The sequence below is a fragment of the Cellulomonas sp. P4_H12 genome, from assembly GCF_056400905.1.
This window is the reverse complement of record NZ_JBFUKJ010000007.1, coordinates 21,687-47,626: the sequence shown is the minus strand read 5'-3', so window position 1 is coordinate 47,626 and position 25,940 is coordinate 21,687. Positions and strand designations below refer to the sequence as shown.

Annotated in this window: 22 protein-coding genes; 16 read left to right on the top strand and 6 right to left on the bottom strand. The window is 71.5% G+C overall.

The annotated features are described in order from the left end of the window. Positions 1-251: 251 nt before the first annotated feature. Positions 252-950 carry an N-acetyltransferase family protein gene (locus AC1DQC_RS05535; protein WP_477050219.1) on the top strand — a complete coding sequence of 233 codons (699 nt, stop codon included), beginning with the start codon at positions 252-254 and terminating at the stop codon, positions 948-950. On the opposite strand, the gene AC1DQC_RS05530 is transcribed toward AC1DQC_RS05535, so the two are convergent. Next, positions 866-1,270: a hotdog fold thioesterase gene (locus AC1DQC_RS05530; RefSeq protein ID WP_477050218.1), complete on the bottom strand. Its 405-nt coding sequence runs from the start codon at positions 1,268-1,270 to the stop codon at positions 866-868. The two genes, AC1DQC_RS05535 and AC1DQC_RS05530, sit on opposite strands and share 85 nt — an antisense overlap. On the opposite strand from AC1DQC_RS05530, the gene polA reads away from it, so the two are divergent. The 3 genes from polA (at position 1,269) to AC1DQC_RS05515 (ending at position 6,171) form a co-directional block, all read left to right on the top strand. Next, positions 1,269-4,028 (top strand): DNA polymerase I, encoded by a 2,760-nt coding sequence (gene polA, locus AC1DQC_RS05525; protein WP_477050217.1) that lies wholly within the window; start codon positions 1,269-1,271, stop codon positions 4,026-4,028. The genes AC1DQC_RS05530 and polA overlap by 2 nt on opposite strands. Positions 4,029-4,168: 140 nt before the next feature. After that, positions 4,169-4,516 carry a DUF485 domain-containing protein gene (locus AC1DQC_RS05520; RefSeq protein ID WP_477050216.1) on the top strand — a complete coding sequence of 116 codons (348 nt, stop codon included), beginning with the start codon at positions 4,169-4,171 and terminating at the stop codon, positions 4,514-4,516. Beyond that, on the top strand, positions 4,513-6,171 hold the full coding sequence (locus tag AC1DQC_RS05515) for a solute symporter family protein (RefSeq protein ID WP_477050215.1): 1,659 nt from the start codon (positions 4,513-4,515) through the stop codon (positions 6,169-6,171). Before AC1DQC_RS05520 ends, AC1DQC_RS05515 begins: the two co-directional genes overlap by 4 nt. 25 nt (positions 6,172-6,196) lie before the next feature. Here the strand turns inward: AC1DQC_RS05515 and AC1DQC_RS05510 are convergent, their stop codons facing one another. Next, positions 6,197-7,012: a class I SAM-dependent methyltransferase gene (locus AC1DQC_RS05510; RefSeq protein ID WP_477050214.1), complete on the bottom strand. Its 816-nt coding sequence runs from the start codon at positions 7,010-7,012 to the stop codon at positions 6,197-6,199. Positions 7,013-7,127: 115 nt separating this feature from the next. Between AC1DQC_RS05510 and AC1DQC_RS05505 the strand changes: the two genes are divergently transcribed. The 8 genes from AC1DQC_RS05505 to AC1DQC_RS05470 all read left to right on the top strand — a co-directional run bounded on the left by AC1DQC_RS05505 (position 7,128) and on the right by AC1DQC_RS05470 (position 16,100). After that, positions 7,128-8,153: a 6-phosphofructokinase gene (locus tag AC1DQC_RS05505; RefSeq protein WP_477050213.1), complete on the top strand. Its 1,026-nt coding sequence runs from the start codon at positions 7,128-7,130 to the stop codon at positions 8,151-8,153. A gap of 230 nt (positions 8,154-8,383) precedes the next feature. Continuing rightward, positions 8,384-9,889 (top strand): 30S ribosomal protein S1, encoded by a 1,506-nt coding sequence (rpsA, locus tag AC1DQC_RS05500; RefSeq protein WP_456847097.1) that lies wholly within the window; start codon positions 8,384-8,386, stop codon positions 9,887-9,889. A 98-nt stretch (positions 9,890-9,987) separates the two neighbouring features. Continuing rightward, positions 9,988-10,617: a dephospho-CoA kinase gene (coaE, locus tag AC1DQC_RS05495; protein ID WP_477050212.1), complete on the top strand. Its 630-nt coding sequence runs from the start codon at positions 9,988-9,990 to the stop codon at positions 10,615-10,617. Continuing rightward, a complete protein-coding gene (gene pcp / locus AC1DQC_RS05490) occupies positions 10,614-11,252 on the top strand; it encodes a pyroglutamyl-peptidase I (protein WP_477050211.1) in 639 nt (212 codons plus the stop codon). The genes coaE and pcp overlap by 4 nt, the downstream gene beginning before the upstream one ends. Before the next feature lie 36 nt (positions 11,253-11,288). Further along, positions 11,289-13,394, top strand: a complete 2,106-nt coding sequence (gene uvrB, locus AC1DQC_RS05485) for an excinuclease ABC subunit UvrB (RefSeq protein WP_477050210.1) — start codon at positions 11,289-11,291, stop codon at positions 13,392-13,394. A 22-nt stretch (positions 13,395-13,416) separates the two neighbouring features. Further along, positions 13,417-13,854 carry a VOC family protein gene (locus AC1DQC_RS05480; protein ID WP_477050209.1) on the top strand — a complete coding sequence of 146 codons (438 nt, stop codon included), beginning with the start codon at positions 13,417-13,419 and terminating at the stop codon, positions 13,852-13,854. A 214-nt stretch (positions 13,855-14,068) separates the two neighbouring features. After that, complete coding sequence (locus tag AC1DQC_RS05475) at positions 14,069-15,076, top strand: TerC family protein (RefSeq protein ID WP_477050208.1); 1,008 nt, start codon at positions 14,069-14,071, stop codon at positions 15,074-15,076. 10 nt (positions 15,077-15,086) lie between these two features. Next, positions 15,087-16,100: a TerC family protein gene (locus AC1DQC_RS05470; protein WP_477050207.1), complete on the top strand. Its 1,014-nt coding sequence runs from the start codon at positions 15,087-15,089 to the stop codon at positions 16,098-16,100. A gap of 4 nt (positions 16,101-16,104) precedes the next feature. On the opposite strand, the gene AC1DQC_RS05465 is transcribed toward AC1DQC_RS05470, so the two are convergent. Next, on the bottom strand, positions 16,105-16,389 hold the full coding sequence (locus AC1DQC_RS05465; protein ID WP_477050206.1) for a YciI family protein: 285 nt from the start codon (positions 16,387-16,389) through the stop codon (positions 16,105-16,107). A 37-nt stretch (positions 16,390-16,426) separates the two neighbouring features. Between AC1DQC_RS05465 and AC1DQC_RS05460 the strand changes: the two genes are divergently transcribed. Genes AC1DQC_RS05460 through AC1DQC_RS05450 form a run of 3 tightly spaced genes read left to right on the top strand, consistent with a single transcriptional unit; the run spans position 16,427 to position 19,828 of the window. Then, positions 16,427-17,590 carry an acyl-CoA dehydrogenase family protein gene (locus AC1DQC_RS05460; protein WP_477050205.1) on the top strand — a complete coding sequence of 388 codons (1,164 nt, stop codon included), beginning with the start codon at positions 16,427-16,429 and terminating at the stop codon, positions 17,588-17,590. Position 17,591: 1 nt separating this feature from the next. Next, on the top strand, positions 17,592-18,110 hold the full coding sequence (locus tag AC1DQC_RS05455; RefSeq protein ID WP_477050204.1) for a GNAT family N-acetyltransferase: 519 nt from the start codon (positions 17,592-17,594) through the stop codon (positions 18,108-18,110). Between the two features lie 29 nt (positions 18,111-18,139). Next, positions 18,140-19,828, top strand: a complete 1,689-nt coding sequence (locus tag AC1DQC_RS05450; protein WP_477050203.1) for an AMP-binding protein — start codon at positions 18,140-18,142, stop codon at positions 19,826-19,828. Positions 19,829-19,831: 3 nt separating this feature from the next. Here the strand turns inward: AC1DQC_RS05450 and AC1DQC_RS05445 are convergent, their stop codons facing one another. Both AC1DQC_RS05445 and AC1DQC_RS05440 read right to left on the bottom strand, forming a co-directional pair. Beyond that, positions 19,832-20,458, bottom strand: a complete 627-nt coding sequence (locus AC1DQC_RS05445; protein WP_477050202.1) for an MBL fold metallo-hydrolase — start codon at positions 20,456-20,458, stop codon at positions 19,832-19,834. Then, positions 20,455-22,278, bottom strand: coding sequence for a glycoside hydrolase family 15 protein (locus AC1DQC_RS05440; RefSeq protein ID WP_477050201.1), 1,824 nt, complete (start codon positions 22,276-22,278; stop codon positions 20,455-20,457). Before AC1DQC_RS05440 ends, AC1DQC_RS05445 begins: the two co-directional genes overlap by 4 nt. Positions 22,279-22,386: 108 nt before the next feature. Here AC1DQC_RS05440 and uvrA point away from each other — a divergent pair, with 108 nt between their 5' ends. Then, a complete protein-coding gene (gene uvrA / locus AC1DQC_RS05435; protein WP_477050200.1) occupies positions 22,387-25,275 on the top strand; it encodes an excinuclease ABC subunit UvrA in 2,889 nt (962 codons plus the stop codon). Positions 25,276-25,381: 106 nt separating this feature from the next. Here uvrA and AC1DQC_RS05430 read toward each other — a convergent pair whose 3' ends face one another. Continuing rightward, positions 25,382-25,888 (bottom strand): OsmC family protein, encoded by a 507-nt coding sequence (locus AC1DQC_RS05430; RefSeq protein WP_477050199.1) that lies wholly within the window; start codon positions 25,886-25,888, stop codon positions 25,382-25,384. Positions 25,889-25,940 lie beyond the last annotated feature (52 nt).

The following is a 25,940-nucleotide window of genomic DNA, read 5'->3' as shown; positions in this document are numbered from 1 at the left end:
GGCAGGGATTGTGTCGCGTTCATTTCGTGAAGGCGAGACTTGGGACCCTTGCGGTGCCCGCGTGTCGAAGTTTTTCTGGTCATTCGTCCAGAATTGGTCGACTGTCGTCCGGATGAGGGACCCCGCAGGGCTAGGCACCGGCGTCCGGGCTGGTCCATGATCGAGGGCGGCGCCATCGCGGGCAGAGGTGGCGCCACCCCGACCGGATCCCCCTCGTCCCGTCTGGAGGTACCGCTGCCGTGCGTCTCGGTGTGCAAGTCCGCGAAGCCCTGCCTGGCGACCTGGAGAGCCTGGTCGCGCTCTGCCTCGCTGCGCGGCAGGAAGCCGCGGTCGGCGCGCAGCTCTGCACCGACGACGCGGACCGGCTGCGCGACCAGCTGGGAGCCCTCCTCGCCGTGCCTGGTGGGCGGGTGCTCCTCGCCCTGCTCGACGACGAGCCCGCGGGGCTGCTGCTCGCCCGCGTGGTCGGCCCCGGTCCGTTCACCGACGTGGTGAGCCTCGACATCGAGGCCGTCTACGTGCTGCCGGCCGCCCGGCGTCGGGGCCTCGGGCACGCGCTGCTCGTCGGCGCGGCGACCGTGGCGGAGGAGGCGGACGCCACCGAGCTGTACTCGTCGCCCCTCCCGGGAGCCCGGGGGATGCAGCGCTTCCTCGCCCGCCTGGGATTCGCACCGGCGGCGTCGCACCGGGTGGTCACCACGTCCGCCCTGCAGCGCCGGCTCGCGCACGAGCACGGCGCCGGCGGCTCCGTCCGGCGCTCGGCACCGCGCGGGCTCGAGGACCTCATCGCCCGGCGGCGGCAGGTGCGCCAGGCGCGACAGCAGGCGGACGAACCGGCGCCGGCGTCCCGGGCGTCGGGCGCCGATCAGCCCCGCGCGTCGATCAACATGCAGGTGAGCCGCGCGGTGCAGACGGGCCGGCCGTCCTCGTCCTCGACGACCACCTGGTAGCTGGCCAGCGTCCTGCCCAGGTGCAGAGCCGTCGCGGTCCCGGTGACGACGCCCGACCGCGCCGAGCGGTGGTGGGTCGCGTTCAGCTCGATCCCGACCGCGGCCCGTCCTTCGCCGGCGTACGTCATGGCCGCGATCGAACCCAGCGTCTCGGCCAGCACGGCCGACGCGCCGCCGTGCAGCAGGCCGTACGGCTGGGTGTTCCCGGCCACCGGCATGGTGCCGACCGTGCGCTCGGCCGTGGACTCGGTCACCACGATGCCCATGCGCTCGATGAGGGTGCCCGCGTAGGCCTGGTCGGTGATCGTCGTGTCGGACATGGCAGATAGGTTGGCACCCGTGAGCGACGCACTGCCAGCGGTCCCGCCGGCCACTCCCGGAACGCCTGCCCGACTCCTCCTGATCGACGGTCATTCGATGGCCTACCGCGCCTTCTTCGCCCTGCCGGTGGACAAGTTCGCGACGTCGTCGGGGGAGCCCACGAACGCGGTCTTCGGGTTCTTCTCCATGATCGCGAACCTGCTGCGGGACGAGGCGCCCACGCACGTGGCGGTGGCGTTCGACGCCGGCCGGACCACCTTCCGCACGGAGGTGTACGAGTCGTACAAGGGCAACCGTGACGCCACCCCGGCCCCGTTCAAGGGACAGGTGGCCGTCATCCAGCGGGTGCTGGAGACGATGCACATCCCGTACCTGTCCAAGCCGCAGTTCGAGGCCGACGACATCCTGGCCACGCTGTCCGTGCAGGCGCGCGCCCAGGGCATGGAGGTCCTCATCTGCACGGGCGACCGCGACGCCCTGCAGCTGGTGAACGGCGACGTGACCGTGCTCTACCCCGTCAAGGGCGTCTCGGAGCTGGCCCGCATGACGCCGGCCGCGGTCGAGACCAAGTACGGCGTCCCGCCGGCCCGCTACCCGGACCTCGCCGCGCTGGTCGGGGAGTCCAGCGACAACCTCCCGGGGATCCCGGGCGTCGGGCCGAAGACGGCCGCCAAGTGGATCGTGCAGTACGACGGCCTCGAGGGCATCCTCGCGGCCGCGGACCAGGTGCCCGGCAAGGCGGGGGAGTCGCTGCGCGAGAACCTCGAGCAGGTGCGGCTGAACCGCCAGCTCAACGCGCTCCTCACCGACCTGGAGCTCCCGCTCGGGCCGGAGGACCTCGCGGCGCGCCCGTGGGACCGGACGGCGCTGCACGCCATCCTCGAGGAGCTCGAGTTCCGCGCGATCCGGGACCGCCTCTTCGCCATGCTTCCCGACGAGGGCGGCGAGGGGCCGGGCACCGTCGCTGCGGCCCAGCTGGACCTCACGGTGCTGGGCTCGGGCGAGCTCGGGTCGTGGCTCGCCGAGCGTGCCGGGCGCCCGCTCGGCCTCGACGTCCGCGGATCCGGCGCTCCGGCGGGCGGCGACGCGTGGGGTGTCGCGCTGGCGGACCCGGACGGGCAGGCCGCGGCGTTCGACCTCGCGGAGATCCGGCCTGCCGACGAGTCCGCGCTGGCGGCGTGGCTGGCGGACCCGGCCGCGCCGAAGGTGGTGCACGCGGCGAAGGAGGCCTGGCACGCGCTGACCGGGCGCGGTCTGCCGCTCGCGGGAGTCGTCTTCGACACGGAGCTCGCCGCCTACCTGTGCCAGCCCGACCGCCGTGCCTACGACCTGACCGACCTTGCGATCGGCTACCTGCACCGCGAGCTCGGTGCCGACGAGGCGGCCGACGGCGCCCAGGGCGCGCTCGATCTCGAGCTGGACGGCACCGACGAGGGTCGCCGCGCGGCGGTCCGTGCCGCCGCCGTCCGCGACCTGGCCGACGTGCTGGGCGGCGAGCTCGCCGACCGCGGCGCCACCGGCCTGCTCGAGAACCTCGAGCTGCCGCTGGTCGACGTCCTGGCGCGCATGGAGCGGACGGGCATCGCGATCGACCAGGAGTACCTGTCCGGGCTCGAGAGGACGTTCGACGCCCAGGTGCAGAACGCGGCCGCCGAGGCGTACGCGGTCATCGGGCGCGAGGTGAACCTCGGCTCGCCCAAGCAGCTGCAGGAGGTCCTCTTCGACCAGCTGGGGATGCCGAAGACCAAGCGCAACAAGACGGGCTACACCACCGACGCCAACGCGCTGAACGACCTGTTCGCGCGGACCCAGCACCCGTTCCTCGAGCACCTGCTGGCGCACCGCGACACCATCCGGCTCCGGCAGACGGTCGAGGGCCTGCTGCGCTCGATCGCGGCGGACGGCCGGATCCACACCACGTTCCAGCAGACCATCGCGGCGACGGGGCGCTTGTCGTCGGCGGACCCGAACCTGCAGAACATCCCGATCCGCACCGAGGCGGGTCGGCAGATCCGGCGCGCGTTCGTCGTGGGCGGCGGCTACGAGACGCTGCTGACGGCGGACTACTCGCAGATCGAGATGCGGATCATGGCGCACCTCTCGGGCGACGAGGGCCTCATCGACGCGTTCCGCTCGGGCGAGGACCTGCACAGCTACGTCGGTTCCCGCGTGTTCGGCGTGCCGACCGACGAGGTCACGCCGGCCATGCGCTCCAAGATCAAGGCGATGAGCTACGGCCTCGCGTACGGGCTGTCGTCCTACGGGCTGTCGCAGCAGCTGTCGATCGAGGTGTCCGAGGCGGCGGCGCTCATGCAGGACTACTTCTCGCGGTTCGGCGGCGTGCGCGACTACCTCACCGGCGTCGTCGACGTGGCCCGCGGGACCGGCTACACGGCGACCATCCTGGGCCGACGCCGCTATCTGCCGGACCTGACCAGCGACAACCGCCAACGCCGCGAGGTGGCCGAGCGGATGGCGCTCAACGCGCCGATCCAGGGCAGCGCGGCCGACCTCATCAAGGTCGCCATGCTCGGCGTCGACCGCGAGCTCACGCGGCGCGGCCTCGGCTCACGAATGCTTCTGCAGGTGCACGACGAGCTGGTGCTCGAGGTGGCGGCGGGCGAGCGCGAGGAGGTCGAGGCCCTCGTGCGCGAGCAGATGGCCGCGGCGGGCGACGCGGGGACCGACGGTCCGCTCGACGTGCCGCTCGACGTCACGGTCGGCGTCGGAGGCTCCTGGCACGACGCCGGGCACTGACACGGGCGCACCAGGCGCCCCGAAAGTGTGGATTGCGGCCGATTCGTCGTAAGTATCGGGTGCACGCCAGGGTGATCTGCGCCACAGTATGGCGCACACGAGCGGCAACGGAGCCGCTGACACCCTCCCGGGAGGCGCTGGTGACCGACACCTTCGGAGATCGCGAGACCGACTACCAACGGGTACAGAACAGCGACGAGTTCCAGGCGCTCCGGCGCCGGTTCCGTCGCTTCGTGTTCCCGATGACCGCCCTCTTCCTTGCCTGGTACTTCCTGTACGTGCTGCTCGCGGACTACGCGCACGACTTCATGGCGACCAAGCTGTGGGGCAACATCACCGTCGGGCTGCTCCTCGGGCTGGGGCAGTTCGTCTCGACGTTCGTCATCACGATGGTCTACGCGCGCTGGGCCAACAACAAGCAGGACCCGGTGGCCGAGCGCCTCCGCAAGCACATCGAGGACGGCGACAGCCTGGACGGTGTCGCATGAGCGCGTCGCTGACCACGCTGCTGCGCGCGGCCGAGACCGAGGACATCGGCAACCCGGCCGTCAACATCGCCATCTTCGGCGTCTTCGTGGCGATCACCCTCGTGATCGTCTTCCGGGCCTCCCGCAACAACAAGACGGCCGCCGACTACTACGCGGCCGGCCGCTCGTTCACCGGTCCGCAGAACGGCACGGCCATCGCCGGCGACTACCTGTCGGCGGCGTCGTTCCTCGGGATCTGCGGCGCGATCGCCGTCAACGGGTACGACGGGTTCCTCTACTCGATCGGCTTCCTGGTCGCGTGGCTCGTCGCCCTGCTGCTCGTCGCGGAGCTGCTCCGCAACACGGGCCGGTTCACCATGGCGGACGTCCTGTCGTTCCGGCTCAAGGAGCGGCCGGTGCGGATGGCGGCGGCGCTGGCCACCCTCACGGTGGTGTTCTTCTACCTGCTCGCACAGATGTCTGGCGCCGGAGGCCTCGTCGCGCTGCTGCTGGGCATCGACACGAAGGCGGGTCAGTCCGTCGTCATCGCGGTCGTCGGCGCGCTGATGATCCTCTACGTCCTGGTGGGCGGCATGAAGGGCACCACCTGGGTCCAGATCATCAAGGCGGTCCTGCTGATCCTCGGCGCCGCGGTCATGACGGTCTGGGTCCTGGCGCAGTTCGGGTTCAACTTCTCCGACCTGCTGCAGGGGGCCATCGACACCGCCGGCGAGGGCGGCGAGGCGCTGATCGCGCCCGGGAAGCAGTACGGCGCGACGGCGATGAGCCAGCTGAACTTCCTCTCGCTGGCGCTGGCCCTGGTGCTCGGCACCGCCGGCCTGCCGCACGTGCTGATGCGGTTCTACACGGTCCCGTCGGCGAAGGAGGCCCGTCGGTCGGTCGTGTGGGCGATCTGGCTCATCGGCATCTTCTACCTGTTCACGCTGGTGCTCGGCTACGGCGCCGCGGCACTCGTGGGGCCGGAGAAGATCCTGGCGGCGCCGGGCAAGGTGAACTCGGCGGCGCCGCTGCTGGCCTWCGAGCTSGGCGGCACCGTGCTGCTCGGACTCATCTCGGCGGTGGCGTTCGCGACGATCCTCGCGGTCGTGGCCGGCCTCACCATCACGGCCGCGGCGTCCTTCGCGCACGACATCTACGCGTCGGTGATCAAGCACGGCGAGGTCAAGCCCGACGGGGAGGTGCGGGTGGCCCGGATCACGGTCGTGGTCATCGGCATCCTCGCGATCATCGGCGGCATCTTCGCCAACGGGCAGAACGTCGCGTTCCTCGTGGCGCTGGCGTTCGCGGTGGCCGCGAGCGCCAACCTGCCGACGATCCTCTACTCGCTGTTCTGGAAGAGGTTCAACACCTCGGGCGCGCTCTGGAGCATGTACGGCGGCCTGATCAGCTGCCTGGTGCTCATCGCGTTCTCGCCCGTGGTGTCCGGCAAGGTCGACCCGGTGACCGGCGCCAGCCTGTCGATGATCACCAACACGGACATCGACTTCGCCGTGATCCCGCTGGAGAACCCGGGCCTGATCTCGATCCCCCTGGCGTTCCTCCTCGGGATCCTGGGCACCTACCTGAGCAAGGACGGGTCCAGCCCGGAGAAGTTCGCGGAGATGGAGGTCCGGTCGCTGACCGGCGCCGGCTCCGAGAAGGCGGTCGTGCACTGACGCTCCACCTCGGGCGGCCGACCACTCAGACCGGCCGCCCGAGGTGCGTCACGAAGATCGCGGTGCCCGGGATGCGCGCGCCCCGCACGGGTCCCCATCCGCCCCAGATCCGGTCGTGCCCGGCGGGCCACTCCGGCTCGATCAGCCGATCGAGCACGAAGCCGGCGGCCGCCAGCTCAGCGACGTGGTCGCCGAGCGTCCGGTGGTACTCGGCGTAGAGCACGGCGCCGGACTCGCCCACCTCGGCGTACGGCGTGCGGTCGAAGTACGAGCGCGTGGCCGTCAGGCCGGCCTCGCCGGGGTCGTCGGGGAACGCCCACCGCACGGGGTGCGTCACGGCGAACACCCACCGCCCGCCGCGGCGCAGCACCCGAGCGACCTCGGCGTGCACCCGGTCGGCGTCGGGCACGAACGGCAGCGCACCGAAGGCGGTGAACGCCACGTCGAACGAGGAGTCGGCAAACGGAAGCGCCCGCGCGTCCGCCTGCACCAGCGGCGTTGCACGACCGACCTCCGCGTCGTACCGCGCTGCCGCCGCCAGCATGCCCGCCGAGACGTCGGTCGCCACGACGTCGACGCCCTGGCCGACGAGCCAGCGCGCGCACTGCGCGGCCCCCGCGCCCACCTCGAGCACCCGTGCGCCGGTGAGGTCCCCGAGCAGGTGGACGTCCTTCTCGCGCAGACCCTCGGGGCACCAGCAGAAGTCGGCGGGGCCGAGGAACGACCCGTGCTCGTCGAGGTACTCGTCGGCGTTCGCGTCCCACCAGCCGCGGCTCGCGGCCCCGCCCGACTCGGCCGGCACGTCGAGGTAGCCGGCCTCGGCCAACGGGTCGTCATCCATAGGACCAGTGTCACCTCTGCGGGCCGCTGCACCTGGATACGCTGTCGGCACGGCAGCCCGACGATGCGCTCCGGCAAGGCTCATGCGAGCCCCGCGACCATCAAGGGAGTGCCACGTGCGAGTCGGTCTGCTCACGGGCGGCGGCGACGTCCCCGGTCTGAACGCGGCGATCCGCGCGGTGGTCAAGCGTGGCGAGGGCGAGTACGGCCACACGATCATCGGGTTCCGGAACGGGTGGCGCGGCGTGGTCGACGGCTTCAGCGTGCCGCTGACCCGTCAGCACATCCGCAACCAGCTGGCCGTCGGCGGCACGCTGCTCGGCACCGCGCGGTACCACCCGCACGCCTCCGACGGCGGGCTCGACGCGGTGCTCTCCACGCTCGAGTCGGAGCGCATCGAGGCGCTCATCTGCATCGGCGGCGACGGCACGCTGCACGCCGCGAGCAAGGTGGCCGAGGCCGGCGTCCGCATCGTCGCCATCCCGAAGACCATCGACAACGACGTGTGGGGCACCGACCAGTCGATCGGCTTCGACACCGCCGTCTCCATCGCCACCGAGGCGATCGACCGCATCCACACCACCGCGGAGAGCCACAACCGCGTGATGATCGTCGAGGTCATGGGCCGGCACGCCGGGTGGATCGCGGCGACCTCGGGCATCGCCGGGGGAGCCGAGATCGTGCTGACCCCCGAGGCGCCGTTCGACATCGACAAGATCGAGCGGTTCCTCAAGCACCGGCACCGCGCGCACGCCAGCTTCTCGATCATCGTCGTGGCCGAGGGTGCGGTCCCGGCGCCGGGCACCTCCATGGACTACGAGACGCAGACGGGGAAGTTCGGCGACATCGTCGCGGGCGCCATCGGTGAGCGGCTCAAGGTGGAGATCGAGACGCGGACGGGCTTCGACACCCGGGTCGTCGTGCTGGGCCACGTGCAGCGCGGCGGCATCCCGACGCACGTCGACCGGATCCTCGGCTCGCGGTTCGGCGTCGCCGCCATCGACGCCGCCAGCGCGGGCCAGTCGGACGTCATGACGGCGCTGCGCGGCGAGTCGGTCGAGATGGTGCCGCTCAGCGAGGTGGCGGGGAAGGTCAAGTACGTTCCCGACGAGCTCCTCGCGGTCGCCCGGGCGCTCGCCTGACCGGCTTTGACCTGCCCATCGTCACCCGGATAGGGTGGACGGCGGTGCCGCGCGCCTTGTTGCGTCGGCGTGTCCTCACTCGTACTGCTCGTGCGGGGGCTCTCTCCGGGGAGTCGAGGGCGTCCCACCAGATCGCGATCACCATCTGTCTGTCTTACGTACATCACCGTGCCGCCGGCACAACGCACAGCCCGAACAACATCCCTGTCCGCATCGGAGCCCATCCCTACATGAGCATCACCACCCCCGCGAAGCCCGCCACCCCGCAGGTCGCGATCAACGACATCGGCTCGGCCGAGGACTTCCTCGCCGCGATCGACGCCACCATCAAGTACTTCAACGATGGCGACATCGTCGAGGGCACCATCGTCAAGGTCGACCGCGACGAGGTCCTGCTCGACATCGGTTACAAGACCGAGGGCGTCATCCCCTCCCGTGAGCTGTCCATCAAGCACGACGTGGACCCCGGTGAGGTTGTCAAGGTCGGCGACGCAGTCGAGGCCCTCGTCCTCCAGAAGGAGGACAAGGAAGGCCGGCTGATCCTGTCCAAGAAGCGCGCACAGTACGAGCGCGCCTGGGGCACGATCGAGAAGATCAAGGAGGAGGACGGCGTCGTCACCGGCACCGTCATCGAGGTCGTCAAGGGCGGCCTCATCCTCGACATCGGTCTGCGCGGCTTCCTGCCCGCGTCGCTGGTGGAGATGCGTCGCGTCCGCGACCTCCAGCCGTACGTCGGCAAGGAGATCGAGGCCAAGATCATCGAGCTCGACAAGAACCGCAACAACGTGGTCCTGTCGCGCCGTGCCTGGCTCGAGCAGACGCAGTCCGAGGTGCGCTCCACCTTCCTGCAGACGCTGCAGAAGGGCCAGGTCCGCCCCGGTGTCGTGTCCTCGATCGTCAACTTCGGTGCGTTCGTGGACCTGGGTGGCGTGGACGGGCTCGTGCACGTCTCCGAGCTGTCCTGGAAGCACATCGACCACCCGTCCGAGGTCGTCGAGGTCGGCCAGGAAGTCACCGTCGAGGTTCTCGACGTCGACTTCGACCGCGAGCGTGTCTCCCTGTCGCTGAAGGCGACGCAGGAGGACCCGTGGCAGGCCTTCGCCCGCACGCACGCCATCGGGCAGGTCGTCCCGGGCAAGGTCACCAAGCTGGTCCCGTTCGGCGCGTTCGTGCGTGTCGAGGACGGCATCGAGGGCCTCGTGCACATCTCGGAGCTGGCCGTGCGCCACGTCGAGATCCCGGAGCAGGTCGTCCAGGTGGGCGACGACGTCTTCGTCAAGGTCATCGACATCGACCTGGAGCGTCGCCGTATCTCGCTGTCGCTCAAGCAGGCGAACGAGGGCTTCGACCCGGCCAGCGAGGACTTCGACCCCGCGCTGTACGGCATGGCGGCCGAGTACGACGACGCCGGCAACTACAAGTACCCCGAGGGCTTCGACCCGGCCACGAACGAGTGGCTCGAGGGCTTCGAGGCTCAGCGCGAGGTGTGGGAGGCGCAGTACGCGCAGGCCCACGAGCGCTGGGAGGCGCACCGCAAGCAGGTCGCCGACGCCGCGAAGGCCGACGCCGAGGCTGCCTCGGCCGGTGCCGACGGTGCGACGTCGTCCTCCAGCTCGTCGAGCTCGTCCGCCGGCCCCGTGCCGTCGACGTACTCGTCGTCCACCGAGGAGGCCGCGGGCACGCTCGCGTCCGACGAGGCGCTCGCCGCTCTGCGCGAGAAGCTCACGGGCAACTGATCCACGCCTGACGCTCGAAGGCCGGTCACCCTCGCGGTGGCCGGCCTTCGGCGTACCCGGGCTCGGCACCCGGGCCCCGCGCAGGGCAGGATGGACGGATGCAACGCATCGGTCTGACAGGCGGGATCGCGGCCGGCAAGTCCGTCGCGGCGCGGCGGCTGGGCGAGCTCGGGGCGGTGGTGATCGACTCCGACGTGCTGGCGCGTGAGGCCGTGGCCCCCGGTTCGGCCGGTCTGGACGCGGTCGTCGAGGAGTTCGGGGCCGGGGTGCTGGCGCCGGACGGGTCCCTGGACAGGGCCGCACTGGCCCGGATCGTGTTCAGCGACCCGGCGGCGAGGGCGCGGCTGGACGCGATCGTGCACCCGATCGTGCGGCGGCTCTCGGCCGAGCGCGAGGCGTCGTCGTCCGTGACTGACCACGGCGCGGTCGTCGTGCACGACATCCCCCTGCTGGTCGAGACCGGTCAGGCCGACGCCTTCCACGTCCTGGTCGTCGTGCACGCGCCGGCGGTCCTGCGGGTCGAGCGGCTGGTCCGGCTCCGGGGTATGGACCGGGTCGAGGCGGAGGCGCGCGTGTCCGCGCAGGCGAGCGACGACGAGCGCCTGGCCGTGGCCGACGTGGTGCTGGACGGCACGGGCAGCGACGAGGACCTGCGCGCGCAGGTGGACGCCCTCTGGGACCGGCTCGCGGTGGAGCGGGCCGACGAGCTCGCGGCCGAGACGCCGTGACCCGCGTCCTGCTGACGGGGTTCGGGCCGTTCGACGGGCAGGCGGTCAACGCGTCGTGGCTCGCGGTGCGCGAGGTGGCGGCGCGGTGGACCGGGCCGATCGAGCTCGAGGTGCGGGAGCTGCCCGTGTCGTTCCGGGGCGCGCGACAGCAGCTGCGGTCGGCGATCGCGGAGGTCGAGCCGGACCTGGTCGTGTGCGCCGGGGAGGCCGGCGGGTCGTCGGCCGTCCGGGTGGAGCGGGTGGCCGTGAACGTGATCGACGCGCGGATCCCCGACGTGGACGGGTCCGCGCCCATCGACGTCCCGGTCATCGCCGGCGCGCCGGCCGCGTTCTTCTCGACGCTCCCCGTCAAGGCGTGCGCGGCCGCGGTGCGCGACGCCGGCGTGCCCGTCGAGGTGTCGAACACCGCCGGGCTGTACGTCTGCAACGCCACGTTCTACGCCCTGCAGCACCTGCTGGCCGGGCGCCCCGGCGTCCGCGGCGGGTTCGTGCACGTCCCACGCACCCCGGCTCAGGTGGTCGACGGCGCACCCGCGCTCGACGTCTCCGACGCCGCGACGGCGCTGCTCGCCGTGGTGCGTGCCGCGCTGTCGACGACCACGGATGTGAGGGTCTCCGCGGGCACCCTGGCGTAGCCCGCACGTGTCGGTGGCGGCACGTACGGTTGTGGCATGCGTCCAGTCACCGACCTCCAGCGGACCGTCGCGCCGTTCGAGGTGATCTCCGAGTACACGCCGTCGGGTGACCAGCCCAAGGCGATCAAGGAGCTGTCGGCCCGGATCAACGCGGGCGAGAAGGACGTCGTGCTGCTCGGCGCCACGGGTACCGGCAAGTCGGCGACCACGGCCTGGCTGATCGAGCGGGTGCAGCGCCCGACGCTGGTCATGGCGCCCAACAAGACGCTCGCCGCCCAGCTGGCCACGGAGTTCCGCGAGCTGCTGCCCAACAACGCCGTCGAGTACTTCGTGTCGTACTACGACTACTACCAGCCCGAGGCGTACATCGCGCAGACGGACACCTACATCGAGAAGGACTCGTCGATCAACGACGAGGTCGAGCGCCTCCGGCACTCCGCCACCAGCTCGCTGCTCACGCGCCGGGACGTCATCGTGGTCGCGTCGGTGAGCTGCATCTACGGCCTGGGCACGCCGCAGGAGTACGTCGACCGGATGGTGACGCTGTCGGTGGGCGACCAGGTGGACCGCGACCAGCTGCTCCGCAAGTTCGTCACCATGCAGTACAMCCGCAACGACRTSGCGTTCACCCGCGGSWCGTTCCGGGTSCGSGGCGACACSGTCGAGATCATCCCGKYSTACGAGGAGCTSGCCRTCCGGATCGAGTTCTTCGGCGACGAGATCGAGGCGATCGCCACGCTGCACCCCCTGACGGGCGACGTCGTGCGGTCGGAGAAGCAGATGCACATCTTCCCGGCCACCCACTACGTGGCGGGGCCGGAGCGCATGGAGCGCGCGATCAACGGCATCGAGCTCGAGCTGGAGGAGCGCCTGGCGGAGCTCGAGCGGCAGAACAAGCTCCTCGAGGCCCAGCGGCTCCGCATGCGGACCACGTACGACATCGAGATGATGCGCCAGATCGGCTCGTGCTCGGGCATCGAGAACTACTCGCGGCACATCGACGGGCGCAGCGCCGGCACGGCGCCCAACACGCTCATCGACTACTTCCCCGAGGACTTCCTGCTGGTCATCGACGAGTCGCACGTGACCGTGCCGCAGATCGGCGCGATGTTCGAGGGCGACATGTCGCGCAAGCGGGCGCTCGTCGACCACGGGTTCCGCCTGCCCAGCGCCACGGACAACCGACCGCTGCGGTGGGAGGAGTTCGTCGACCGGATCGGGCAGACCGTGTACCTGTCGGCGACCCCCGGCAACTACGAGCTGTCCATCTCCGACGGCGTGGTCGAGCAGATCATCCGCCCCACCGGCCTGGTGGACCCCAAGGTCGTGGTGAAGCCCACCACGGGGCAGATTGACGACCTGCTGGGCGAGATCCACGACCGCGTGGAGAAGGACGAGCGCGTGCTGGTCACCACGCTCACCAAGAAGATGGCCGAGGACCTCACGGACTACTTCCTGGAGAAGGGCGTGCGGGTCCGGTACCTGCACTCGGAGGTCGACACCCTCCGGCGCGTCGAGCTGCTGCGCGAGCTGCGGCTCGGCGAGTACGACGTGCTCGTCGGCATCAACCTGCTGCGCGAGGGCCTCGACCTGCCCGAGGTGTCGCTGGTGGCCATCCTCGACGCCGACAAGGAGGGCTTCCTGCGCTCGGGACGATCGCTGATCCAGACGATCGGCCGCGCCGCGCGCAACGTGTCCGGCGAGGTGCACATGTACGCGGACCGGATCACCGACGGCATGGCGCAGGCCATCGAGGAGACCAGCCGCCGGCGGGAGCGTCAGGTGGCCTACAACCTCGAGAACGGCATCGATCCCACGCCGCTGCGCAAGAAGATCGGCGACATCACGGACCTGCTGGCCCGAGAGGACGCGGACACGGCGGAGCTGCTCGGGGGCGGTGGTCGGCAGACCAGCCGGGGCAAGGCCCCGGTGCCCGGCTTCGGCTCCAAGGGCGGGCCGCGCGACGAGCGGACGCGTCTCACAGGTGCGGCCGCCGGCGAGCTCGCGGACCTGATCCAGCAGCTGTCCGACCAGATGCACGCCGCGGCCGCCGAGCTCCAGTTCGAGCTGGCGGCGCGCCTGCGCGACGAGATCTCGGGCATGAAGAAGGAGCTGCGCCAGATGCAGGCCGCCACGGCCTGAGCGCGCACAGAGAGGAGCGACCATGGCGGTCCCGGTCCAGGTGACGTTCGACGCGGCCGACCCGGCAGCGCTCGGGCGGTTCTGGGGTGAGGTGCTCGGCTACATCGAGCAGCCGCCGCCCGACGGCCAAGCCAGCTGGGACGACTTCCTCGACGCGACCGGCGTCCCGCCGGACCAGCGGGACACGGCGTACGCGGTGGTCGACCCCGACGGCGCCGGTCCCCGGCTGTTGTTCCAGAAGGTGCCGGAGGGCAAGACGGCGAAGAACCGCGTCCACCTCGACGTCAACGTCGGGTCGGGTCTGCCGCGCGCCGACCGGCCCGCGCGCTGCCGGGCGCGGGCCGCGGAGCTGGTGGCGCTCGGCGCGACGGAGCAACAGGTGTTCGAGGGCGAGGAGGGGCCGGGCTCCTTCTGGATCGTGATGACCGACCCGGAGGGCAACGAGTTCTGCCTGCAGTGAGGCAGGCGCCCGCGGCGTCGAGGGACCGCCGGGCAGCGTCACCGAGGCCTGCGTGCCCTATGCTGGCGCTCGTTGAAGGGGAGTACCCCACACACGATCCCGTCGTCATCACGGACCCGCCCGCGCGGGGCCCGGCTGGATCGGTCCGCGACAGTCCGGTGCGGGCGGGGGAGACCTTCGGTACCGAAGCAACTCTCGTACCGGAGGTATCTGCATGGACGTGGCCGGCTGGGTCTGGGGGGCAACGGCGGTCTTCGTCGTCGGCCTGATCGTCTTCGACTTCTACGCCCACGTGCGCACGCCGCACGCGCCGAGCTTCTCGGAGTCGGCGCGCTGGTCGATCTTCTACATCGTGCTCGCGCTCGTGTTCGGCGTCGTCGTCGGCCTGGCGTGGGGCTGGGGACCCGGTACCGAGTACTTCGCCGGGTACATCACCGAGAAGAGCCTCTCGGTGGACAACCTCTTCGTCTTCCTCATCATCATGACGAAGTTCGCGGTACMCCGTGAGTACCAGCAGAAGGTGCTCCTGGTCGGCGTCGTCATCGCGCTGGTCCTGCGGACGGTGTTCATCCTGGCCGGCGCGGCCGCCATCGAGCAGTTCTCGTGGGTGTTCTACATCTTCGGCGCGTTCCTGGTGTACACGGCCGTCAAGCTGGCGCGCGAGCACCACGACGCCGAGCACCCCGATCCGCGCGAGGAGCGCGACGGCATCGCCGTGCGCCTGTTCAAGCGCTTCGTCCCGACCGTCGAGGAGTACCACGGCGACCGGCTCACGGTGCGGCTCGACGGCAAGCGGTTCTTCACGCCGATGCTCGTCGTCATGGTCGCGATCGGGTCGACGGACGTGCTCTTCGCGCTCGACTCGATCCCCGCGATCTACGGCCTGACGGAGGAGCCGTACATCGTCTTCACGGCGAACGCGTTCGCGCTGCTGGGCCTGCGCCAGCTGTACTTCCTCATCGGCGGCCTGCTCGAGCGGCTCATCTACCTCTCGCAGGGCCTCGCGATCATCCTCGGGTTCATCGGCGTCAAGCTGGTGCTGCACGCCCTGCACGTCAACGAGCTGCCGTTCATCAACAACGGCGAGCCCGTGTCGTGGGCGCCCGAGATCCCCATCTGGCTGTCGCTCACGGTCATCCTCGGCACCCTCGTCGTGGCGACCGTCCTGAGCCTGCTGAAGACCCGCAGCGACGCGAGCATCGCGTCGAAGACCGAGAACTGAGGACCACCCCTTGCACGTCGACTCTCTCGTCTGGATCGTCTCGCTCGGCCTGGCCGGCGCGTTGCTCGTCGTCGACATCGCCGTCGTCGGTCGGCGTCCGCACGTGCCGACGACGGCCGAGTGCCTGCGCTACCTGGCGATCTACATCGGGCTCGCCGTGCTGTTCGGCGGGTGGGTGTGGATGCACTGGGGGGCGGAGTACGCGGGCCAGTTCTACGCAGGCTGGCTGACGGAGTACTCGCTGTCGGTGGACAACCTGTTCGTGTTCCTGCTGATCATGGGCAAGTTCGCGGTCCCACGTGCCTACCAGCAGACGGCGCTGCTCATCGGGATCATCCTGGCACTGGTGTTCCGCGGGATCTTCATCTGGGCCGGCGCCGCGGTCATCGACGCGTTCAGCTGGGTGTTCTACCTGTTCGGCGCGTTCCTCGTCTGGACCGCCTGGAAGGTGGGGCGCGAGGGCGCGGCGGGCGACGACGACGAGTTCCACCCGCCGCTGCTGCTCCGGATCGTGCAGCGCGTCTTCCCGGCGACGCCGGAGTATCACGGGGTCAGGCTGACGGTGGTGGAGAAGGGCCGCCGGCTGATGACGCCGATGTTCGTCGTGCTCGTCGCGCTGGGTGCCACGGACCTGCTGTTCGCGTTCGACTCGATCCCGGCGATCTTCGGCCTGACCAGCGAGCCGTACCTCGTTCTCATGGCCAACCTGTTCGCGCTCATGGGGCTGCGCCAGCTGTACTTCCTGCTCGGCGACCTGCTCAAGCGGCTGGTCTACCTCAACATCGGGCTCGCCGTCCTGCTGGGGTTCATCGGCGTCAAGCTCGTGGCGCACGCGCTGCACGAGAACGAGGTGCCGTTCATCAACGGCGGCGAGCCCGTGCAGTGGGCGCCGGAGATCCCCATCTGGCTGTCGCTCTGCACCATCGTCGCGATCCTGACCGTGACGGCGCTCGCCAGCATCCTCAAGGTTCGCCTCGACGAGCGCTCGGCCGCGGCCGCGGGGACGAAGCAGGCCGGGGACTGAGCGGTCAGGCCGCCCAGGGGCCGAGCACCAGCTCCCACGCGCGCACGTCGGCGTCGGCCACCAGGCCCTCGCGCGCGAAGGGGTCGGCCGCGAGGAGGGCGTCGACCACCGCCCGGTCGTCCGCGCGGAACACGAGCAGGGCGCCGGGGGCGCCGTCCGCGAACGGTCCGGAGACCAGGAGCGTGCCCTGGTCGGCCAGCCCCGACAGGTAGGCGCGGTGCTCGGCCCGGAACACGTCGCGCACGTCGTCGCGCTCGTCGTAGGTGTAGCGGACGGCATAGGTGGGCATGGCGCCATCCTGCCCGAGCCGGTGGCAGAGTGCTGACATGGCCCGCACGTTGCGCACGCTGCTCACCGACGACCTGCTCGAGCGGATCCACGAGCGAGCGCCCGGGCACGACCGCGAGAACACCTTTCCGCACGACGACCTGGCGGACCTCGTGGCGGCCGGCTACCTGAGGGCGTTCGTGCCGGAGTCGCTCGGCGGCGCGGGTCTCACGCTGGAGGAGGTCGCGCGCGAGCAGGTCCGCCTCGCGGCCGCCGCGCCCGCGACCGCGCTGGCGGTCAACATGCACCTCGTCGTCACCGGGCTGGCCGCGCTGCTGGTGGGTCGCGGGGACGACTCCGTCGAGTTCGTGCTGCGAGACGCCGCGGCGGGCGAGATCTTCGCGTTCGGCAACTCCGAGGCGGGCAACGACCTCGTCATGTTCGGCTCCCGGACGCGCGCCGAGCGCCAGCCCGACGGTGCGTACCGGTACACGGGCACGAAGATCTTCACGTCGCTGTCTCCGGTGTGGACCCGGCTGGCGACGTTCGGGCTGGACGACTCCGACCCCGACGACCCGCGCCTCGTGCACGGCGTCGTCGCGCGCGAGGACGGCGGGATCCAGGCCCGCGACGACTGGGACACCCTGGGCATGCGGGCCACGCAGTCGGCGACCACCGTCCTCGACGGTGCTCTCGCTCGGCCCGACCGGGTCTACCGCTCCCTGCCGGCCGGCCCGAGCGCGGACTCGTTCGTCTTCGCGCTCTTCGCCGTCTTCGAGATCCTGCTCGGCGCCGTCTACACGGGGATCGGGCGGCGCGCGATCGAGCTGGGCGTCGCAGCGGCGCGGCGCCGGACGTCCCTGAAGTACGACGGCCGCGCCTACGCCCAGGACCCGGACATCCGCTGGAGGATCGCCGACGCCGTGCTCGCGCAGGACGGCGCGGAGCTCCAGGTGTTCGCGCTGGCCCGCGACGTCGACGAGCAGGTCGACCACGGCAGCCGGTGGTTCGCCCAGCTGGTGGGGCTCAAGGTGCGGGCCACCGAGTCCGCCCGCGTGGTCGTCGACAACGCGATCCGCGTCTCCGGCGGGGGCTCGTACTTCAGCGGCAGCGAGCTCGGGCGGTTGTACCGCGACGTTCTTGCGGGCCTGTTCCACCCGTCCGACGACGAGTCCGCGCACGCCACCGTCGCCACCTCGGTGCTCGGACCGCCGGAGGCCTGACGTGGAGCTGCCCGACGAGCTGGATCTCGGTGCCGCGCGCCTCCGTGCGGTGCGCGAGGACGACTGGGAGCTCGACTACACCCTCTCTCGGGTGCCCGACGTGCCGCGCTGGACGTACTACCCGGCGGACATCGGCGCCGACGAGGCGCGCGAGCGGGTGGCGCGCAACCTGGCGAACCGGGCGGAGGGGAGGGGCGGGCGCTTCGTCGTCGAGCGCGACGGGCTCGCACTCGGCACGGCCGGCATCGTGCTCCGTGTCGACGGCCCGTACCTGTACTACGCGTTCCTGCCCGAGGGGCGCGGGCACGGCCTCGCGACGGAGGCGGTTCGCGCCCTGTCGGGCTGGGCCTTGTCCCACGGTGCGGACCGCGTGCAGGCGCTCACCATGCTCGAGAACACGGCGAGCGAGCGGGTCCTGGAGCGGGCCTCGTTCGTCCGGGGGATCGTCGAGGTGGAGGCCGACGGCCTCACGGTGACGCGCTGGTCCCGCGAGCGCGACGCACAACCTACTCACAAGTAACTTACGCAACCGTAGGTTAGGCTCGGGAGATGACCACCGTGGGATCAGGCCGTCCGTCCGCAGCCTCCACCGGCGCTCCCCGCGAGGTGGCGATCCCCGACGAACCGCTCACCGCCGCGCTCGATCGCGCCGCCCAGACGTGGCCCGAGCGGACGGCGGTCGACTTCCTCGGCGCCGCCACGACGTACCGCGCGATGGCCGACTCCGTCGCCCGCGGCGCGCAGGTGCTCCTCGACCTGGGCGTCCGGCCCGGTGACCGCGTCGCCCTGGTCATGCCGAACTGCACGAGCCATGTGGTCGCGTTCTACGCGGCCCTGCGGATCGGCGCGGTGGTCGTCGAGCACAACCCCACCTACTCGGCCGGCGAGCTCGCGCACCAGCTCGCCGACTCGGGCGCCGTCGTGGCCGTGGTGTGGGAGAAGGCCGTGCCGCGCGTGCTCGAGTCGCTGCCGCGGACCGCGCTCAAGGCGGTCGTCGCCGTCGACCTCTCCGCCGACCTGCCGCGCGGCAAGCGCCTCGCGCTGCGGCTGCCCCTGCCGAGCGCCCGCAAGGCACGCGCGGCGATGTGCGGCAAGGTGCCGCCCGCCTTTCCCATGTGGCACCGGCTGGTTGCCCGCGCGGCCCCGCTCGACCCCGGTCACCCGGTGCCGACCGCGGCTGACGTCGCCCTGCTGCAGTACACCGGCGGTACCACGGGGACGCCGAAGGGAGCCATGCTCACGCACCGCAACCTCGTCGCCAACACGGTCCAGGGGCAGGCGTGGACCGGCGCCGCACCGGGTACGGAGGTCGTCTACGGCGTCCTGCCGTTCTTCCACGCGTTCGGGCTGACGCTGTGCCTCAGCTACGCGATGCGCGTCGCCGCGACGCTCGTCGCGTTCCCGTCGTTCGACCCGGAGCGCGTGCTCGACACCCAGAAGCGCGTCCCCGGCACCTTCCTGCCGGCCGTCCCGCCGATGCTCGACCGCCTCGCCGCCGCCGCGCGCGCCACCGGGGCGAACCTCACGTCGTTCCGCTACGCGATCTCCGGCGCGATGGCGCTGCCCGCCTCGACGGCCCAGGCCTGGGAGGAGGTCACCGGCGGACTCGTCATCGAGGGGTACGGCATGACCGAGACCTCGCCGGTGGCGCTGGGCAACCCGCTCACCGACGCGCGCCGCCCGGGCACGCTCGGCCTGCCGTTCCCGAGCACGAGCATCCGCGTGGTCGACCCGACGGACGTCACCCGCGAGGTCGAGCCGGGGGAGCGCGGGGAGCTGCTGATCCGGGGCCCGCAGGTGTTCGCCGGGTACTGGAACCGGCCCGACGAGACGGCGGAGCAGCTGCTCGACGACGGATGGCTGCGCACCGGCGACATCGTCACCGTCGACGAGACCGGGTGGGTCGTGCTCGTCGACCGCATCAAGGAGGTCATCGTCAGCGGCGGCTTCAAGGTGTATCCGTCGCAGGTCGAGGACTGGTTGCGGACCATGCCCGGCATCGCCGACGTCGCGGTCGTGGGCGTGCCGGGAGGGGATCTGGGCGAGACCGTGGTCGCCGCGGTGGTCCTCGAGCCGGGCGCGCACCGAGTCGACCTGGAGGCCGTGCGCGCCTGGGGCGAGAAGCACCTGGCCCGCTACGCGCTCCCGCGCCGGCTCGTCATGGTCGACGAGCTGCCGAGGTCGCAGGTGGGCAAGGTGCTGCGGCGCGTCGTGCGCGAGCAGATCCTGGAGGGCTGAGCCTCACCAGCCGCGGGCGCGCCACTCCGCCAGCTGGGGGCGCTCGGCCCCGAGGGTGGTGTCGCGGCCGTGCCCGGGGTAGACGCGGGTCTCGTCGGGGAAGCGGTCGAAGAGCCGGCTGACGACGTCGTCGTACAGCTGGGTGAAGGCCTCGGGCCCCTTCGTGGCGCCGACGCCGCCGGGGAACAGCGAGTCGCCCGTGAACACGTGCACCCGTCCGCCGGGCTCGGTGTGTGCCAGAGCCACCGACCCGGGCGTGTGGCCGCGCAGGGCGATGACGTCGAGGACGACCCGGCCGAGCGTCACCGTGTCGCCGTGCTGCAGCCGCCGGGTGATCGGGACGGCGGTCGCCTCCGTGATCGCGTCCGCGTCGTCCGCTCCCGCGGCCGTCGACGCTCCGGTCGCCGCGACGACCGACGCGAGGGCGCGGTGGTGGTCGGGGTGCCGGTGCGTGGTGACGACCTGGTCGAGGCTCCCCGTCCCCTCGGCGACCAGGGCGAGCAGCCGGTCGGCGTCGTCGGCGGCGTCGACCAACAGCTGCGCGCCGGTGACACGGCACGTCAGCAGGTAGGCGTTGTTGTCCATCGGGCCCACGGACGTTCGGCGGATCTCGAGCACGTCGTCGGTCATCCGGCGGCCCGCTCGAGCGCGAGGTCGTGGCTGTGCACCGCGCGGACCAGCGCCAGGTGCGACAGGGCCTGCGGAAAGTTCCCCGCCATCCGGCGGCCCCCGGGGTCGTACTGCTCCGCCAGCAGCCCCACGTCGTTGGCCAGGCCGACGAGGATGTCGAGCACCTTGGTCGAGCCGGCGACGTCGTCGGCCCGGGCGAGGGCGTCGGCGAGCCAGAACGAGCACGCGAGGAACGCGTGCTCGTCACCGGGAACCCCGTCGTCGGTGTGCTCCGTGCGGTAGCGGCGCAGCAGGCCGGGCGCGACCTCGAGCTCGGCGCGGATCATGGCGAGGGTGGAGACGATGCGGGGGTCGTCGGCCGGCAGGAACCCGACCTGCGTCATCTGGAGCAGTGCCGCATCGGTGTGCGCCGCGCCGTACGCCTGGACGAACGTGCCGCGCTCGGCGTCCCAGGCGTGGGCGAGGACGTCCGCGTGGATGGCCTCGCGCTCCTCGCGCCACCGGTCCACCGGGCCGTCGAGGCCGTGCTTCTCGATCGCGCGGACCGCGCGGTCGACCGCGGCCCAGGCCATGACCTTGGAGTGCGTGAAGTGCTGCGGGTCGCCGCGGACCTCCCAGATGCCGCGGTCGGGCTCGCGCCAGCGCGTGAGCAGGTCGTCGACCAGCCGGCGCTGCAGGGACCAGGAGTCGTCGGTCTCGACGAGACCGGCCGCCCGGGCCAGCTCGAGCGCGCACATCACCTCGCCGAGCACGTCGTTCTGCACCTGGCCCACGGCGGCGTTGCCGATGCGGACCGGCGTCGATCCCGCGTACCCCGCGAGGTGGTCCAGCTCGCGCTCCGGCAGGTCACGCCCTCCGTCGATGCCGTACATGATCTGGAGGTCCGCGGGGTTGCCGGCGACCGCTCGCAGCAGCCAGTCGCGCCACTCGGTCGCCTCCACGCGGTAGCCGTGCTCGAGCAGCGCCTCGAGCGTCATGGCGGCGTCGCGCAGCCAGCAGAAGCGGTAGTCCCAGTTGCGCTCGCCGCCGAAGTCCTCGGGCAGCGAGGTGGTCGCCGCCGCCACGATGCCGCCGGTCTCCGAGTCGGTGAGCATCCGCAGCACCAGCAGGGACCGGACCACGGCCTCGCGGTACGAGCCCGTGTACGCGCAGCTGCGCGCCCACAGGCCCCAGCTGATCCGGGTGCTGTCGATCCGGTCCTCGATGGTCAGCCGCGGCGGCACCGGGTCCCAGGACCGCGTCCAGGTCAGGGCCAGCTCGACGGACTGGCCCTCGCGCAGCGTGAACCGGTCCGCGTGCCGGTGGTCGTCGGGCACGGGCAGCCGGTCGCCGCGGAGCAGCAGGGAGTCCGGACCGGCGATCGCGCGGATGGCGTCGTCGCCGGCGTCGTCGGTGATGCGCCGCACCCAGGGCTCGACGGCCCCGTACCCGAACCGCACGACCCACTCATGCTCGACCTCGACGGTGCCGCGGGTGCAGACGAGCCGCCGCACGAGGTCGGCGCGGCCGTCGTTGAGCGGCATGGTCTCCTGGGCCACCGCCGTCCCGTCGGCCGTCTCGTACGTGGTCTCCAGGACGAAGGAGTCGTCCAGGTAGCGCCGGGTCACCGTGGTGGCGTCCCGCACGCTGAGCAGCCACCGCCCGTTGTCCGGGGTGCCGAGCAGACGGGCGAAGCAGGCGGCGGAGTCGAACGTGGGCAGGCACATCCAGTCGACCGAGCCGCGGCGCGAGACGAGCGCGGCGGTCTTCCCGTCCCCGAGCACGGCGTAGTCCTCGATGGGCACCAGCGGCGGGTCGACGGCGGCGTCGGGTCTGTCCACGAGCGAAGCATGACGCCGCGGCGGGGGAGCGGCACGTCGGGCCGGATGTGCGTTCGCTCACGTCGAACAGATGTGCGATTGTCGGTGGCGCCACGTAGACTCCCCGCCGTGAACGAACGACTGGTGGTGCAGGGCGCCCGCGAGCACAACCTTCGGAACGTCGACCTCGATCTCCCGCGCGACAAGCTCATTGTGTTCACCGGTCTGTCCGGTTCGGGGAAGTCGTCCTTGGCGTTCGACACGATCTTCGCGGAGGGCCAGCGGCGCTACGTCGAGTCGCTGTCGGCGTACGCGCGCCAGTTCCTCGGGCAGATGGACAAGCCCGACGTCGACTTCATCGAGGGCCTCTCGCCGGCGGTGTCCATCGACCAGAAGTCGACCAACCGCAACCCGCGGTCGACGGTCGGGACCATCACCGAGGTCTACGACTACCTGCGCCTGCTCTACGCGCGCGCGGGCACGCAGTACTGCCCGGTCTGCGGGGAGCGCGTCACCGCCCAGACCCCGCAGCAGATCGTGGACCGGCTGCTCGAGCTCCCCGAGGGGACGCGGTACCAGGTCCTCGCGCCGGTCGTGCGCGGCCGCAAGGGCGAGTACGCCGACCTCTTCAAGGAGCTGCAGGCCAAGGGCTTCGCCCGCGCCCGCGTCGACGGCGAGGTCGTGCAGCTCACCGAGCCGCCCGCGCTGGAGAAGAAGCTCAAGCACGACATCGAGGTGGTCATCGACCGCCTCGTCGCGCGCGAGGGCGTGCAGCGCCGGCTCACCGACTCCGTGGAGACCGCGCTCGGCCTGGCCGGCGGCCTCCTGGTCGTCGAGCTGGTCGACGCCGACATCGACGACCTCAACCGCGAGCGTCGGTTCTCGGAGCACCGCGCGTGCCCGAACGACCACGTGCTCACCCTCGACGAGATCGAGCCGCGCACGTTCTCGTTCAACGCCCCGTACGGCGCGTGCCCCGAGTGCACCGGCATCGGCTCGCGCCTCGAGGTGGACCCCGACCTGGTCGTCCCGGACGAGGACCTGTCGCTGGACGACGGCGCGGTCGCCCCGTGGTCGCAGATCTCGAGCGAGTACTTCGGCCGGGTGCTCAGCGCGCTCGCCGCCGACATGGGCTTCTCGACGTCGGTGCCGTGGCGCGCGCTGCCGCAGCGGGCCAAGGACGCGGTGCTGCACGGTCAGAACCACGAGGTGAAGGTCCGCTACAAGAACCGCTGGGGTCGTGAGCGGCAGTACTCGACCGGGTTCGAGGGCGTCATCACGTTCCTCGAGCGCCGGCACAACGAGACGGACTCGGACTGGAGCAAGGAGAAGTACGAGGCCTTCATGCGCGAGGTCCCGTGCCCCGTGTGCGAGGGTGCGCGCCTCAAGCCCGAGGTGCTCGCCGTCAAGGTCGGTGGCCGTTCCATCGCTGAGGTCTGCAACCTGCCCATCCGGGACGCACGCGAGTTCCTCGACGCGCTGGAGCTGGGCGAGCGCGAGCGCGCGATCGCCGCGCAGGTGCTCAAGGAGATCCAGGCGCGGCTCGGGTTCCTGCTCGACGTGGGCCTGGACTACCTCTCGCTGACGCGACCGGCGGCGACGCTGTCCGGCGGCGAGGCGCAGCGCATCCGGCTGGCGACGCAGATCGGCTCCGGCCTGGTCGGCGTGCTCTACGTCCTGGACGAGCCGTCGATCGGGCTCCACCAGCGGGACAACCGCCGCCTCATCGACACGCTGACCCGCCTGCGGGACCTGGGCAACACGCTCATCGTCGTCGAGCACGACGAGGACACCATCCGCACCGCGGACTGGATCGTCGACATCGGGCCGGGCGCCGGCGAGCACGGCGGTCGCGTCGTCCACTCGGGCGACCTCGCCGGGCTGCTGTCGTCCGCCGAGTCGGTCACGGGCGCGTACCTGTCGGGCCGCCGGACCATCCCGATGCCGAACGTGCGGCGCCCCACCGACAAGAAGCGCCAGCTGACGGTCGTCGGGGCGCGCGAGCACAACCTGCAGGGCATCGACGTGTCGTTCCCGCTCGGCGTGCTCACCGCGGTGACCGGCGTGTCGGGCTCGGGGAAGTCGACGCTGGTCAACGCGATCCTCTACACGGTGCTCGCCAACGAGCTCAACGGCGCACGCCAGGTGGCGGGCCGGCACAAGCGCGTGACGGGCCTGGAGCACCTGGACAAGGTCGTGCACGTGGACCAGGGACCGATCGGGCGCACGCCGCGGTCCAACCCGGCCACGTACACGGGCGTCTGGGACCACGTCCGCCGGCTGTTCGCGGAGACCACCGAGGCGAAGGTGCGTGGGTACACGCCGGGCCGGTTCTCGTTCAACGTCAAGGGCGGCCGCTGCGAGGCCTGCTCGGGCGACGGCACGCTGAAGATCGAGATGAACTTCCTGCCGGACGTCTACGTCCCGTGCGAGGTCTGCCACGGCGCCCGCTACAACCGCGAGACGCTCGAGGTGCACTTCAAGGGCAAGACGGTCGCCGACGTGCTCAACATGCCGATCGAGGAGGCCGCGGAGTTCTTCGCCGCGGTGCCCGCGATCTCCCGGCACCTGCGCACGCTGGTCGACGTCGGCCTCGGCTACGTGCGTCTGGGCCAGCCGGCCCCGACGCTCTCGGGCGGTGAGGCTCAGCGCGTCAAGCTCGCGGCGGAGCTGCAGCGCCGCTCGACCGGGCGCACCATCTACGTGCTCGACGAGCCGACCACGGGCCTGCACTTCGAGGACATCCGCAAGCTGCTCGGCGTGCTGCAGTCGTTGGTCGACAAGGGCAACTCCGTGATCGTGATCGAGCACAACCTCGACGTCATCAAGAACGCCGACTGGGTGATCGACATGGGCCCGGAGGGTGGCAGCGGCGGCGGGCTGGTCATCGCCGAGGGGACGCCGGAGTACGTGGCGTCCGTCGAGGAGAGCCACACCGGCCGGTTCCTCGCCGAGGTGCTCGAGCCGGTCGCGCAGCCCGTCAAGCGTCGGGCGGTCAAGCAGCGCGTCCCCGCGTGACCGGTCGGCTGACGCCCGCGGGCGAGAGGCAGCACGTCGTCGCGGCTGCCGGCGGCGGAACCCCGGCTTCAGCCTCCGGCGGGCTGAGGTCGAGTCAGTCGCGCGCTCAGCCGGCGACGGCCATCCGGACCGGGACGGGCTCGTGCCGGACGGGGAAGTTCACGGAGCGGGAGATGAAGCAGTGCTCGTGGGCCTGGTGATGGATCCCGCCGAGGACGGCGTCCGTCACCGCGCCGCCGTCGGGCAGGTGGGCGCCGGGGGCGACGGTCACGCGCGGCCGCAGGACGACCTCGCGGAACTGGCCCTGGCCTGCGGCCTCGATGCGCATGGTGCCGACGGCCTTGTCCTCGTACCCGACCACGACCACGCCGGCCGCCGAGGCCAGGTGCAGGAACCAGAGCATGTGGCACTGGGCCAGGGCGCTGACCAGCAGCTCCTCCGGGTTGTACCGGGACGGGTCTCCGCGGAACGCCGGGTCGGACGACCCGAGGAGCGGCGGCTTCGAGCCGATGCGCACCTCGTGGTCGCGGCTGTAGGAGGTGTAGCTCGACGTCCCGGTGGCGCCGGCGCCGGTCCAGGTGACGTCGACGGAGTACGTGTGCAGGGGGCCCATCGGTCCACGGTATCGGCGTCGGCAAGGCCGCGTGCGGTCCGCAGCGTCGGTC